This window comes from Halomarina halobia (genome assembly GCF_029338575.1).
GTDB lineage: Archaea > Halobacteriota > Halobacteria > Halobacteriales > Haloarculaceae > Halomarina > Halomarina halobia.
Window position 1 is genome coordinate 2,935,423 of record NZ_CP119992.1, and the last position, 13,240, is coordinate 2,948,662.

Here is a 13,240-nt window from a genome sequence, read left to right on the forward strand (position 1 = left end):
TGATGGGGATGCGGCTGGTCCTGTTCGCCCTCTCGCTCGGGCTCACGCTCATCAGTTTTCAGGCCTACTCCCAGCGCAAGAGCACCGCCCTCCAGTACGCGTTCATCGGGTTCGCGTTCATCAGCATGGGCGCGGCGCTCACGAGCCTGGGTTCGCAGGTCGGCTCGTGGGAGCGCGCCTTCGGGATCGTCGAGACGATCCCCTTCATCGTCGGTTTCAGCATGCTCTACGTCTCGCTCTACCGGTGAGGACTAGACGAGCATCACCGCCCCGCCGATCACCGCGAGCGTTCCGAGGCCGACGCAGACGCCCCAGAACGCTACGCGTTCGACGATCCGCATCAGCGCGTCGATGGTGAGGTAGCCGACGACGGCGCTCGCCGACAGCGCGATCAGCGCCGTCGCCGGATCGAGCGCGGGGACGCCCTCGTCGAGGACGACGAGCGCGCCCGCGCCGAGCGCCGCCGGGATCGACAGCAGAAACGAGAGGCGAAACGACGCGGGGCCGTCGTGACCGCGCAGCAGGAGCGCCCCCGTCGTGCCCCCCGATCGGGAGACGCCGGGGAGGATCGCGAGTCCCTGCATCGCGCCGACGAGGAGCGCGTCGGCGAGCGTGAGCGTCTCCCGCGTCCCGAACGCGCCCGCCGCAGCGCGCTGGAGGAGTCCGGTCGCGACGAGGAGGACGCCGACGAGCGCGACGAACGCGCCGCCGGTCAGCGCCGAGACGGCCTCCCCGACGGTCGCGTAGACGGCGACGCCGACCGCGCCGGAGGCGAGCGTCGCCACCGCCAGGAAGGTCACCTCGGGCGTGCGTTCGAAGGCGTTCGCCGGCCGCCACGCCGGGAGCGACCGGACGACTTCGGCCACCTCGCGGCGGTAGTACGCCGTCGCGGACAGCGCCGTCCCGGCGTGGAGAAAGAGGGAGAACCGGGTGGCGGCTCCGACAGGAAGTCCCTCGACGACGGTCAGGTAGAGCGTTATCTGTCCCTCGCTGGAGATCGGGAGCCACTCGAAGATCCCCTGCAGGAGGCCGACGATCAGCGCGAGCGCCAGCGAGTCGTCCATACCCTCCCGGGTGCGGTGACGGACAAAACAGATTCGATGTCCGCGTTCCGACTGTTCTCGTCCCCGTGAGTGTTGTTCCCTGTGTGAGCAGGCGATAGGTACATGCGTGGAGAGTCCTCCGTGCCCCCATGGATACGCGAGTCGCGAGTACCGAACCCGCCCTCACTGCCTCCACACGTCCTCGTCCCGTATCCGACCCGACGGACGGCCCCCCCAGATGACCCGGGTCGACGCACGACGCGCTCGGGAACTCCTCGACCTGGGACGGGACCTCGGACCGGCCGCACCCGTGAGCGACATCGTCGACGTGCTCACCGTCGGCGTCGGCGCGAAGCCGATGGCGGGCGTCGCGACCTGTTTCACGGCCGCCGGGACGCCCGCGTGGGACGACGTCGCCCCGGACGCCCGGCTCACGTACGGCGCGCTGGGCGACCGACTGGACGCCGTGGGCCTCGACTGGCACCTCACGCCGATCGAGCGCCTCCCCAGGGACGGGGAGGTCACCTGGTACGAACTGCTGGTGAGCGGCGACCGCCGGACGCTGTCGCGCTTTCTCGACGATGCGGGCGTGCAGCCGAGCGACCGAACCGAGCGCGAGTACGGCGAGGCGCTCGGCTATCCCGACTCGGCCGTCGAGTGGTTCGTCTCTACCTCGGTCGCCGCGACGGACGACTCCGTCTTCGACGTCATCGCAGAGCGGTACGTCGGCGACGACGCCGTCACCCTCGCCGCGTCGGTCCCCTACGTCCCAGCGCCGACCGTGCGGGGGGCGCGCGACGCCATCGACGACGGGCGGGCGCTCACCGAGGCGCTCGGTCGGCTCGACGAGTCGGCCGACCGCGACGAGTTCGCGGAACTGCTCCTCGGCGAGCGGGTCCGCGAGACGCTCGCCACGTACGATCAGCACCGCGCATGGCGCGACCCCCTCTCGCGGGCCATGGGGTGACCGGGGGATCGACCGCCCCCGCGACTCTCCCGCGACCCGCACTGTCTGCGTACTGATGACACACAACATATAACGTCGCGTCACCCGAACCGGGGGGTATGTCGTTCGACGAGGTTGAACCCGTTCACAAGTGTAGCTGTGGGGCTACGTTCGACACCGCAGAGGAGCTCAGAGAACACGCTCGTAAGGAACACGGCGCCGTCGTCTGACGGTTTCGGAAACTTCCTTCTCCAACAAGGGTAAGCCTCGTTCGCCCCTGAGGGTCCTATGACGCCCGGCTACGGACTCGGCTTCCGATCGCTCGACGCGGAGGTGGAGACGTCCCTGCCGGTCGAGGGATCCCTCCCGGCGTGGCTCTCCGGGAGCCTCGTCCGGAACGGTCCGGCGCTGTTCGAGGTGGGCGGCCGTCCGGTCGCCCACTGGTTCGACGGCCTCGCGATGCTCCGCCGCTTCGCCTTCGACGGCGGCCGCGTCGACTATCGAAACCGCTTCCTCCGCTCCGGAGCGTACCGTACCGCCCGCGACGGGCACCTCGTGCCCGGGTTCGCCGACGTCGGCTCCGGGGACTCGGCGCTCGCCCGCTTCGCTACGCTGCTCGTCACCGCCGTGACCGACAGCGTGGACGTCCCGCTCCCGCGGGTCTCGCGGTGCCCCGCGCGGCGTCCCGCCGACAACGCGAACGTCATCGTCGAGCGGATCGGCGGCGAGTACGTCGCGCTAACCGAGGCCCCTTACCGCGTGGCGGTCGACCCGGAGACGCTCGCGACGCTCGGCACGGTCCGGCCGAACCTCCCGCGGGGGCACCTCACCTGCGCCCACCTCCACCACGACCGCGAGACGGGCGAGGTCGTCGGGTACGATACCCGCTTCGGTCACCCCTCCAGGTACCTCGTCCACGCGACGGCCGCGAGCGGGGAGCGCAGGCTCCTCGCCTCCCTCGCCGTGCGCGACCCGTCGTACATGCACAGCTTCGCGCTCACGCCGAACTACGTCGTCCTGACCGAGTTCCCGCTCGTCGTCGACCCGCTCGACCTCCTCCGCCCCGACCGACGGGACGCGTTCATCGACGCCTACCGGTGGGAACCGGAGCGCGGGACCCGCGTCACCGTCCTCGACCGGCGCACGGGCGGGGTCGTCGCTCGCCCCGTCGCCGACCCCCTGTTCGGGTTCCACCACGTCAACGCGTTCGAGCGCGGCGACGAACTCGTCTGCGACCTCGTCACGTTCCCCGACCCCTCGCCCGTCGAGGGGATGTACCTCGACGTCCTCCGCGGCGAGGCGTACGAGGCCCCCGGCGGCGCGCTGACGCGCCTGCGGATCGAACTCCGCGCCCGGGGGACGCCGCCGATCTCCATGGAGACGCGCTACGACGGCGGGATCACCCTGCCGCGGCTCTCCCCCCGCGTCCGCGGGCGCGAACACCGCTACGTCTACGGACAGGGGACCCACGAACGCGTGACGGACTTCGCCCACGAGGTGGTGAAGGTGGACGCGACGACGGGCGAGACGCGCCGCTTCTCCCGCGACGGCTGGTACTTCGGCGAACCCGTGTTCGTGCCGGCCCCCCGCCCGGCGGCGGAGGACGAGGGCGTCGCGCTCACCGTCGCGCTCGACGTCGACGCGGGCCACTCGTGGCTGGTCGTCCTCGACGGCGAGGCGTTCGAGGAGCGGGCGCGGGCGGCGCTCCCGCACGCCGTGCCGTTCGACTTCCACGGACAGTTCTTTCCCGAACTCGGATCGGGGCGCTGACGGGGCGCGAAACCGCGCCTCACCACGCAGGGGGAAGGATTTCGCCCCCAGATCCCGCCGTATCGGCAACAACTGTTATATCCCACCCGCGTGGTATTGTTGCGTGCAATGAAATGTCGTAGTAATCCGGCGTTCGGTCGACGGCCGCGGCGGCCGCGTGCGGGGTGGTCGGCGTGATCGGCGCACTCCCCGCGGTCGCGTCGGCGACCGTCCTGCCGCTTCAGTTCAGCGGTGAGTTCCTGTACTGGGCGCTCGTCTTCTTCGTACTGGCCATCGTCGCCGGGTTGGCGGGGTTCAGGGGGGTCGCGGGGCTCTCGATGGAGATCGCCCGCATCCTCGTGCTGGTGTTCCTCGTGCTGGCGATCATCGCGCTGATACTGTGACCGACGGCGCGGCCGGGAAACGGACGCTCCGCCCCGCCCCGCCTCGGCCGGCTTGACGGGCGGGACGACCTCGTAGTCGAGGAACCGTACGCGAACCTCGATCGGTTGTCCGGTCCGCTCGGCGAGCGTCGGGGCGAGGTCCCGATACTCGCGCTCGCCCGTCCGTCCGAGGGTGACCGCCACCGTCTCCGGACGGCTGAACAGGCCGACGTCGTTGTACTGGGTGCTGACGCCGAGGGGTTGAAGCTCGGCGTACCGCTGGCCGTCGACGGTGCCAGCGACCTCGCTCGCCACGGCGTACTCGTACGCGATGGGCTGGGAGGTCATCCCGGCGGTGACGGCCCCGACGACGAACGACACCACGGCGACGACGTACGCCGCGCTGCGGAGGTCGAGGTCGAGCTCGCCGGTCAGCCGGCACCAGCACCTCCAGCCGTCGCATTCGTCACCAGCTCTCGACGGACCGTGAAAACCGTCGTCGCCGCTCCGCGACGGATCCGAAGGCCCAAAGGTCGGGGGCGGCGTTCGTCCGTGCAATGAACGTCATCGAGGTCGCCGAGGGGGCGCTCGCGACCGGTACCGTCTGCGATCCCTGTCTCGGTCGACTCGTCGCCGACCGGAGCTTCGGACTGACCAACGAGGAGCGGGGCGACGCCCTGCGCGTCGCCCGCGCACTCGCCGCGGACGAACCCTACGATCCCCCGGACGCCGAGGACTGCTGGGTGTGCGAGGGCGAGTGCTCCCGGTACGACGAGTACGCGGAGCGCGCGGCGGCCGCGCTCGACGGCTGGGACTTCCGCACCTATCAGGTGGGAACGCGCGTCCCACCCCTGTTAGAGGAGAACGATCGCTTCCTCCGGGAGGACGCGGGGCTCCCCGAGAACGCGGGCGAGGGGATGAACGGCGAGTTCAACCGCGAGGTGGGAAAGCGCGTCGGCGCGGCCACCGGCGCCGAGGTCGACCTCGGACGGCCGGACGTGCTCGTGCTGATCGACCTCGCCACCGACGAGATCGAGGTGCAGGTAAACTCCGCGTTCGTCTACGGCCGCTACCGGAAGCTCGAACGCGACATCCCCCAGACGCGCTGGCCGTGTTCCGACTGCGGGGCGTCGGGGCTGCGCCGCGGGGCACCCTGCGAGACGTGCGACGGGACGGGCTACCGCTACGGGACGAGCGTCGAGCAGCTCACCGCGCCGGTCGTCCTCGAGGCGATGGACGGGAGCGAGGCGGTCTTCCACGGCGCGGGCCGCGAGGACGTGGACGCGCTCATGCTGGGCGGGGGCCGCCCGTTCGTTATCGAGGTGAAGGAGCCGCGGCGGCGCGCCGTCGACGTCGAGTGCCTCGAGCGCGAGATCAACGAGTTCGCCGACGGCCGCGCCGAGGTCGAGGGACTCCGCCTCGCGACCCACGACATGGTAGAGCGCGTGAAGGGCCTCGACGCGGCGAAGACCTACCGCGCGACCGTCGAGTTCTCCGAACCCGTGACCGCGGCGGACCTGCGCGCGGCGTTCGACGAACTCGAGGGGACCACGGTCGACCAGCGCACGCCCCACCGGGTGAGCCACCGTCGCGCCGACGTCGTGCGTACCCGGACGGTCTACGAGATCGACGGCGAACTGACGGACGAGCGCCGCGCGACCGTCGACATCCGCGGCGAGGGGGGGCTCTACGTGAAGGAACTCGTCTCCGGCGACGATGGCCGCACGGAGCCGAGCCTCGCCGGGCTCCTCGGCGTCGAGGTGGCGGTGACCGCCCTCGACGTGCTCCGCGTCGAGGGCGAGGACGAACCGTTCGAACGCCCCGAATTCTTCCGCGACCCGCCCGCCGAGTGATCCCCGCCCCGCCCAGTGGCGTTCGGACGAACGGTTGCCGGCGGATCGGCCGTCGAGGGGGTGAAGGGGGCCGGACGCCTTCGAGACGGTCTCATCGGGTCACTCGACCGGGTCACGCTCGTTTCGACAGTGCTACCGACACCCCCGGCCACAATCATTATAGACATCGAGTGACAATACCGTGGTAGGGTGTAGCATCATGTGTCACCACTTCACCGAGGAGTTCGCGTACCACTACGAACGCGAGGCGCGGCGCGAGCTGGACCGAACCCGGGAGATCGACGAGGCGGACCCCGAGGTCGAGCGGGTTCCGGTCGAAGCGGACGACTGAGCGCGATTTTTCGCCGGCCGCGCAGCCGTCCGATCAGCCGCGCCGACGGGCTCACCACCGATCGACCGTCCGGAGGTGGTCCCAGAGGTCGGAGAGCGTGACGACGTCGATCTCGCCGGCCTGCTCCTTCCGGTGGACGTACTCCACCAGCCGCTGGAACTTCCCGGCGTCTAAGTGGTGAAAGATGGGGATCGACAGCGAGCGGTGCTCGGCCGCCAGGTCGACCAGTTCCTTCGCCCCTCGAGGTCGCCGTCCACGTCGCTCCCGCCGACGCGCATCGGGTTGGTCAGCGTGTAGTTGAGCGGCGAACTACCGCCGCACGCGAGGTCGAAGTGTTCGGCGGTGACGTCGAGCGTCCGACCGTCGTGCGCGCCGAACGGGGTGACGAGGAAGTTCGTCCCCTTGGTGATGTCGATCTCGTCGAAGAACGCGGTCATCTCCTCGACGTTGGCCCGTATGTCCCCGTTCGAGAGCTCCGCGAGGTTCTGGTGGGCGGTCGTGTGGTTGCACAGGTCCCACCCCGCGTCCTGCATCCTGTGGAGGTGCGGGACGGTGAGCCGCCCCGGACGGCCGATCTCCCGCTTGACCACGGCCTCGATGCCCGGATAGCCGTACTCGTCGAGGGCTTTGAAGTAGTCCGTGTAGTGGTGGCGGTGGCAGTCGTCGAACCGGAAGATCACCTTCCCACGGTCGGGTTTGGGGTGCGCCCGGATGTCGTCGAGCCAGAAGCGGATCGGCCGGTCGTCGCCCGCGTACATATTGACCGTCAGTTTCGTGACGGCAGAGAGGTCCGGCGAGCCCTTCGTCCGCGTCGGCGCGACGTCGTAGCGCTGCCACCGGAGGTCGTAGTTCGCGGCGTACGGGTGCGTGAACTCGACCCGGTTGTCGGCGTCAGGCGCGTGCGCGGCGAGCGCGAACGTCGGCTGGGTCTGCGGCGTATCGAAGTAGGCCGCAAACGAGAGGGCCGCGTCGGAGAGGTCGATCGGGTCGTCGCTGAAGTCCCCCGCGAGCGTCACCTGGTGACGCCCCTCGTAGCGGAGCGACTGCGGGTCCTCGAAGTAGACGTCCCCGTCGCCGGTGACCGTCCCCGCCCCGGACCAGCGCGACAGGTCGCCCATGTCGTCGACGAGGCGGCCGCCGGGGAAGTACCGGCCCTGGTACTCCGGGGTGACCGTTCCCGGCTCGGGCGTCGGCGTCTCCGTCTCCTTCGTACCGTTCGCTTCCGATTCGGTGGCCGTCCCGTTCGGCGCGTTCGCGGGTCCGGATCGGTTCGATCCGGGATCGAACGGGCTGGTGCAGCCGGCTCCCAGCGCGAGCGCCCCCGTCGCGAGGAACGCCCGCCGAGTCGTAAACCGTCTCTCCGAGGTCATGTATTATACGAGAACGCGATATATAATCGTAATCGAGTGTCTATCAAAAAGTTAGCTCAGGAGTATCGCGAGTTCCGGTCGGCGTGACGGTCATTAACCCGTCTCCGTGAGGCGAACCGACGGCTTTGTGAACCCGTCCGTTCGCCGGTAAGTCGAGGATAACGCCCCGGAGCGGGGGATCGCCGGGGCGACACGCCTTTGTGGCTGGGTGACGCTCGGGCGGATATGTACTTCGGCGCGGACGAGGCGGGCAAGGGGCCGGTGCTCGGTCCCATGGTGGCCGCCTGCGTCGTCGCCCCCGAGGCGGCGCTCCCGGACGGGATCGACGACTCGAAGCGCCTCGCGCCCGTCCGCCGGGAGGCGCTCGCCGCCTCCCTCCGCGCCCACCCCGACGTGACACTCGGCGTCGCACGGATCCCGGTCGCGCGCATCGACGCCCCCGGGACGGACATGAACTCGCTCACGGTCGCCGCCCACGCCGAGGCCATCGCCGACGCGGGCGTCCCGGGGCGGGGGCTCTCGGGGTTCGTCGACGCGGGCGACGTCGACGCCGCGCGGTTCGGCCGCCGTGTCGCCGCGGCCCTCGACGCGCCGGTCGAGGTCCGCCCCGAACACCGCGCCGACGAGACCTACCCCCACGTCGCGGCGGCGAGCGTCGTCGCCAAGGTCGAGCGGGACGCCCGCGTCGCCCGGATCGCCGAGGAGTACGGCGAGGTGGGCAGCGGCTACCCGAGCGACCCGACGACGCGGGCGTTTCTGCGCGAGTACGTCCGCGAGCACGGGGCGCTCCCGGCGTGCGCCCGCTCGTCGTGGAAGACCTGCGACGACGTGCTGGCGGCGGCCGAGCAGTCGTCGCTCGACGCGTTTTGACCCGACTATTCGACAGCAGGTCGGGGAGCGTTCTCGTACTTGATCATCTTCTCGGGCTTGTCGGCGATCGTCTCGTAGATGCGCTGGAGCGTCTCCTCGGCCCCCAGGAGGTTGTGATCCTCGAGGAACGTCCGACCCTCGTCGGTTAACCCGTAGAACTTCCACGGATACCCCTGACGGCGCTCGTCGTCCGGGAGGGCGACCTCCCTGACGATACCGGCGTCGATCAGCCTCTGAATGTGCTTGTAGACCGTCGCGTCGCTCACGCTCGGATTCAGCTGCTCGAGTTCGTACATCGACGGGAGCTGTTCGGGGTGCTGGAGGATGTCGTTGACCAGCGCGAACCGCGTCCGCTGGGTCACGAAGTGAACGAGTTCGCGGGCGTCCGTGCCTTCGGGCGTTCCTCCGTCGACACCCATACCGCCTGTGCGAGGTGCCGCGACAAGTAACTCACCCTGAGGTAATTCACCCTGGGGTAAACAGAAGGTTCCTGAATCGGTAACCGATGAGGACCTCGTTGACGCCGTGGAGAACCTGCCGTAACGCTGTATCTGGGCACTGCTCGGTACCTCCTCGATACGGTGACGGATGAGAGGGAGCTCAGGTGAGCACAGCCAGAGACGACCTCGTATCACTCCCCCAGCACCAGGTTCCGGAGCACGTCGCCGTACGCCGGGCGGGTGATCAGCACGCCGATGAGGACGCCGACGATGGTGATGACGGCGAACCCCTGCAGGTCGCCGAGCGAGAGCACCGCGAGCGGCGACATGGCGACGATGGTGGTCGCCGCGGCCGCGCCGATGACCCAGAAGGCCCGGCGGAACCGCGAGCGGAACACCTTGGTCGTCCGGACGTCGCCCCGCTGGAGGATCTCGTCGGCGATGATGACCAGGTCGTCCACGCCGGTCCCGATCACGGCGATGAACCCGGCGATGTGCGAGAGGTCGAGCGCCAGGCCGACCGCCGCGGCGAACCCGAGGAGGATGTACACCTCGGCCGCGGCCGTCAGGATGAGCGGGACGGCCACGCTCGGCTTCCGGTAGCGGTAGGCGACGACGCCAGCGACGGTGACCCAGGCGATGAGGCCGGTCACCAGCGAGAACGCCTTGAACTCCTCGGCGAGGCTCGGCTGGAGGAAGTACGTCGTCCCCGAGTCGATGTCGAGGCGCGCCGGCAGCGCCCCCGCCTCGAGGTTCAGGCGCAGTTCCTGGGCCTCCGAGACGTTCCGGGCGCTCGTCTGGAAGGCGGGGTCCTTCACGAAGTCGCCGTCCTCGATGCTCCGGGCGAGGCTCGGTCCCATCGAGGCGGAGTAGACGACCTCGCCGTCGACGACCGTCAGGAGGCAGTACCCCGGATCGTTCGGGTTCTGATCGTAGCTGCAGCGGGCGACGCCCGGGCCGGTGAACCCGAACCGCTGCATCGCGTCCGCGAAGTTCCGGGCGGCGTCCTCCTCGAGCGAGACCGGGACGACCGGTCGCCCCTGATCGTCGCGCGTGACCGGCTGCACGCCCGCGAGGTCGTCCTGCGTGAGCAGCGAGACGCGGCGGTAGTCGCCCCCGGCGCTCCCGTTCGTGGCGTTGGTCCCGTTCGTCGCGTTCCCGCCGCCGTCACCCTGTGCGGGGAAGACGGCGACGATCTCGACGCGCCCGCGGTCGCCGATGAGGTCGATGAGTTGAGAGCGGTTCACGCCCGGCGCCTCGACGAGGACGAACGACTCGCCGTCGGCGGAGGTGACGACGCTCGCGCCCCCGCCGGCGAACCCGGCCGACCCCTGTATCTTCCGCTCGATGACCTCGGCGGCCGTCTGCATCGTCTCCCGGGTGACGCCCTGGCGGATGTCGCTCTCCTCGACTTGGTAGCCGGCTCGCTGGAGCGCCTGCGCGAACTCGGCCCTCGTGACGTTCTCCGTGAACACCTCGACGGTGCCGCCGTCGGTCCCGTTCGCGTTCGCGCGCACCTGCACGTCGATCGGCGAGACGTCGAGTTCGGCGGCGATCCGTCGCTGGGCGTCGCGCTGCTCCTGCGGGTCGACGTCCACTCCCTCGGCGGTCAGTCCCACCAGCGGCGCGCGCAGGCGCGTTCCGCCGGCGAGTTCGAGCCCGTAGTCGAGGTTGGTCGGTCCCCCGCCGGTCGCTGCCGTCTCGTTCGTCCCGTTCGACGCGGCCGCGGCCCCGCCGTCCCCCTGGGGAACGAACAGCGCGACGCTGCTGGCGACGAGTATGACGACCAGCAGGAGGATGCGCCAGTTGTCCCGTACCCGGCTCATCTGGCGATCCCCTCGTACTTGTAGTAGCGGAGCAGGCTCACGTTGAGCAGGTAGGTGTTCACGAGATCGACGGTGAGACCGAAGACGAGGATCAGCCCGATCTCCGGCAGGAGCGGTATCCCGAGCACGAGCGGCGAGGCGACGACGGTCATCACCACCATCGCGGCGATCGAGGTGAGCGTCATCGTCACCCCCGTCCGCATGGCGCGGTAGGTCGACTCGTAGAAGCCGCCGCTGCGCCGGAGGACGTGGTTGTTCAGCAGGATGTCGGAGTCGACGCTGTACCCGATGAGCATGAGGAGGGCGGCGACCGTCCCGAGCGAGAGTTCGATGCCGAAGAGGTTCATCAGGGCGATGGGGACGACGATGTCGGAGAACGCGCTCGCGACGACCGCGATGGAGGGGACGATCGTCCGAAAGAGGACGAACACGAGGACGCTCATCCCGAGGAACGCCGCGCCGACGCCGAGCAGCGCCTGTCGCTGCGCGTCCGCGCCGAACGTCGGCGAGCGCGACTGCGAGGCGAGCACGTCGTACCCGGCGCCGTTCGCCGCGCCCGTTATCTCGCGCACCTGGCTGTCCTTGGTCGCCTGGAAGGTGACGATGTACTGGTCGCTGTCGCCGAGTCCGACCGCCTGCACGGACTCGACGGGGTAGGGCACGCGCTCCTCGAACGTCGCGCGGACCTCCTGTGGGGAGTCGTTCGTCTGGATCTGCACTTCCGTGCCGCCGGTGAAGTCGACGCCGAGCGCCACGGGTGTCCCGGTGGTCGCGTACCACCCGGCGATGATCAGAAGCGCGACCGCCAGCAGGGCCACGGGGACGGCCGCGAGCTGGCGGTTCGTGTACCGGGTGTAATCGACCTCCGGTACCTCGAAACGAACCATATCGACGGTCTGCGGGGGTCTCGAATAAGGGTTCTCATTCATCAACGAGCCACCGGGCGCGACGGCGGCCCGCCGTCAATCCGCGAGCCGGTAGGCCGTGACGCCCTCGCGGGTGTCCACGACGACGCGACAGCCGGCGAGGTCGAAGGAGGTCCGCCCCCACTCCCGGCGTGAGCCGTCGGGTCGCCTGGCGAACAGTTGCTCCAGCGCGTCCGGATCGACGGCCTCGTAGAGGCGCTGTTCGAGCGCCGTCGCGTCGATCCCCGCACGGCGGCGACCGTCCGCACGATCCGCTCGTCGAGCGGCCGGCGAACGACGGCCGCCGCGTCCTCTCCCGCGCTCATGCGTCTCCCGGGAGCGACTGGCGGACGGCACGGCCCGTCGGGGGCGTCGAGGTGCGGTCCGACCGGTATCGTCGTGAGCGGTGCGTCGTCATCGGTGCTAATCGTCGAGGAGCATCGAGAACAGCTTACGCTCCGCGGAGCGGAGGTGCTTGTTGAACGTCGGCTGTGAGATGTCGAGCGACGCCGCGACCTCCTGGCCCGTCCGGTCGCGGGGCCACTCGAAGAAGCCGCTCGCGTAGGCGGTCCGGACCACCTCGTACTGGCGATCGGTGAGGCGCTCGGTCACGCCCGCGCGAACGTCGCGCTCGGACTGGACCGAGGAGGTCTGGTTGCGTCGGGCGACGAGGTCGGTGTTCGGGTGCGTGGCCTGTATGGACTCCACGAACTCACGCACGTCGGCGTCGTACGGCAGTTCGATGACCGCCCGGATCCCGTTCGCGTCCGCGGCGAGCTCCCGCGTGATCGCACCGTAGTCGGTGAGCGTCGAGGCGATGGTGGTCCCGGTGAGACGCAGTTCGCACCGGATCCCCTCGTCGCGCTCGGCGATGACGTCGGCGCGCTCGACGGTGACGAACTCGTCGGCGAGCGACGACAGCGCCTCGGCGTCCGCGTCCTCGGCCGTGAGGAAGACGAGCGACGCGCCGCCGGACTCGTTGACGATGTCGTCGACGACGAGCCGCGTCCCGAGATGGGTGGCGAGCGTCCGCAGGAAGAGGTCCGGTTCGTCGATCGAGAGTTCGAGCTCGGTGACGCGATCGGCCAGCAACGTCCGCTGGGTCTCGACGGTGTTGATGGCGTTGGCGATCGTCTCGCCCGCCTCGCTCAACACCGTCCGGGTCATCTCGTCGAACGCCCCTGTTCGTCGGCGTAGACGGCGAGCGTCCCGTAGAGGACGTCGCCGTGGACGAGCGGCACCGCGAGCATCGAGAGGTAGTCGTTCGTGAGCGCGGCCCGCCGCCACGGCTCGGCACGGAAGCCGCTCGTCACCTGGGAGACGACGGCCGGTTCTCGCGTCACCGTCGCCCGCGCGGCGGGCTCCGTCGGCTCGTCGAGCGAGAGCGAGACGGTGTCGAGGTACCCCCGCTCGTGTCCGGCCCACACGCGCGGCTCGAGCGCCGTTCCCTCGGCACCGGGCGTACCGATCCAGGCGAACGCGAAGTTGTCCGCGGTCGCGAGCCGGTCGCAGACGGCCCGCTCG

14 protein-coding genes and 1 pseudogene are annotated in these 13,240 nt (G+C 70.0%); 7 read left to right on the forward strand and 8 right to left on the reverse strand.

The window, feature by feature from the left end; genetic code table 11:
- Nucleotides 1-2: 2 nt before the first annotated feature.
- Nucleotides 3-248 (forward strand): DUF7521 family protein, encoded by a 246-nt coding sequence (locus P1K31_RS15500; protein WP_276305753.1) that lies wholly within the window; start codon nt 3-5, stop codon nt 246-248.
- Between the two features lie 3 nt (nt 249-251).
- Here P1K31_RS15500 and P1K31_RS15505 read toward each other — a convergent pair whose 3' ends face one another.
- The gene (locus tag P1K31_RS15505; protein WP_276304231.1) at nt 252-1,064 is read right to left on the reverse strand and encodes an undecaprenyl-diphosphate phosphatase; all 813 of its coding nucleotides are present in this window, start codon (nt 1,062-1,064) and stop codon (nt 252-254) included.
- Nucleotides 1,065-1,281: 217 nt separating this feature from the next.
- Here P1K31_RS15505 and P1K31_RS15510 point away from each other — a divergent pair, with 217 nt between their 5' ends.
- From P1K31_RS15510 to P1K31_RS15530, 5 genes are all read left to right on the forward strand, one after another.
- A complete protein-coding gene (locus P1K31_RS15510) occupies nt 1,282-2,010 on the forward strand; it encodes a hypothetical protein (RefSeq protein ID WP_276304232.1) in 729 nt (242 codons plus the stop codon).
- Between the two features lie 267 nt (nt 2,011-2,277).
- Complete coding sequence (locus tag P1K31_RS15515) at nt 2,278-3,759, forward strand: carotenoid oxygenase family protein (RefSeq protein ID WP_276304233.1); 1,482 nt, start codon at nt 2,278-2,280, stop codon at nt 3,757-3,759.
- 176 nt (nt 3,760-3,935) lie between these two features.
- Nucleotides 3,936-4,142: a DUF1328 domain-containing protein gene (locus tag P1K31_RS15520; protein WP_276305754.1), complete on the forward strand. Its 207-nt coding sequence runs from the start codon at nt 3,936-3,938 to the stop codon at nt 4,140-4,142.
- Between the two features lie 536 nt (nt 4,143-4,678).
- Nucleotides 4,679-5,974 carry a tRNA pseudouridine(54/55) synthase Pus10 gene (locus tag P1K31_RS15525; protein ID WP_276304234.1) on the forward strand — a complete coding sequence of 432 codons (1,296 nt, stop codon included), beginning with the start codon at nt 4,679-4,681 and terminating at the stop codon, nt 5,972-5,974.
- 181 nt (nt 5,975-6,155) lie between these two features.
- Nucleotides 6,156-6,305 (forward strand): hypothetical protein, encoded by a 150-nt coding sequence (locus tag P1K31_RS15530; RefSeq protein WP_276304235.1) that lies wholly within the window; start codon nt 6,156-6,158, stop codon nt 6,303-6,305.
- 170 nt (nt 6,306-6,475) lie between these two features.
- Here the strand turns inward: P1K31_RS15530 and P1K31_RS15535 are convergent, their stop codons facing one another.
- The gene (locus P1K31_RS15535; protein WP_276304236.1) at nt 6,476-7,675 is read right to left on the reverse strand and encodes a polysaccharide deacetylase family protein; all 1,200 of its coding nucleotides are present in this window, start codon (nt 7,673-7,675) and stop codon (nt 6,476-6,478) included.
- A gap of 225 nt (nt 7,676-7,900) precedes the next feature.
- Between P1K31_RS15535 and rnhB the strand changes: the two genes are divergently transcribed.
- A complete protein-coding gene (rnhB, locus tag P1K31_RS15540) occupies nt 7,901-8,545 on the forward strand; it encodes a ribonuclease HII (RefSeq protein WP_276304237.1) in 645 nt (214 codons plus the stop codon).
- A 5-nt stretch (nt 8,546-8,550) separates the two neighbouring features.
- Here rnhB and P1K31_RS15545 read toward each other — a convergent pair whose 3' ends face one another.
- The 6 genes and pseudogenes from P1K31_RS15545 to P1K31_RS21925 form a co-directional block, all read right to left on the reverse strand.
- Nucleotides 8,551-8,964: a helix-turn-helix transcriptional regulator gene (locus P1K31_RS15545; RefSeq protein WP_276304238.1), complete on the reverse strand. Its 414-nt coding sequence runs from the start codon at nt 8,962-8,964 to the stop codon at nt 8,551-8,553.
- 212 nt (nt 8,965-9,176) lie between these two features.
- Nucleotides 9,177-10,811: a preprotein translocase subunit SecD gene (locus P1K31_RS15550; protein WP_276304239.1), complete on the reverse strand. Its 1,635-nt coding sequence runs from the start codon at nt 10,809-10,811 to the stop codon at nt 9,177-9,179.
- Complete coding sequence (secF, locus tag P1K31_RS15555; protein ID WP_276304240.1) at nt 10,808-11,698, reverse strand: protein translocase subunit SecF; 891 nt, start codon at nt 11,696-11,698, stop codon at nt 10,808-10,810. The genes P1K31_RS15550 and secF overlap by 4 nt, the downstream gene beginning before the upstream one ends.
- Nucleotides 11,699-11,773: 75 nt before the next feature.
- Nucleotides 11,774-12,073 (reverse strand): HalOD1 output domain-containing protein, encoded by a 300-nt coding sequence (locus P1K31_RS15560; protein WP_276304241.1) that lies wholly within the window; start codon nt 12,071-12,073, stop codon nt 11,774-11,776.
- Nucleotides 12,074-12,139: 66 nt separating this feature from the next.
- Nucleotides 12,140-12,883 (reverse strand): bacterio-opsin activator domain-containing protein, encoded by a 744-nt coding sequence (locus tag P1K31_RS21920; protein ID WP_368410870.1) that lies wholly within the window; start codon nt 12,881-12,883, stop codon nt 12,140-12,142.
- A pseudogene (locus P1K31_RS21925) lies at nt 12,880-13,224 on the reverse strand (GAF domain-containing protein); the annotation flags it as partial. The gene P1K31_RS21920 and the pseudogene P1K31_RS21925, both read right to left, overlap by 4 nt.
- Nucleotides 13,225-13,240 lie beyond the last annotated feature (16 nt).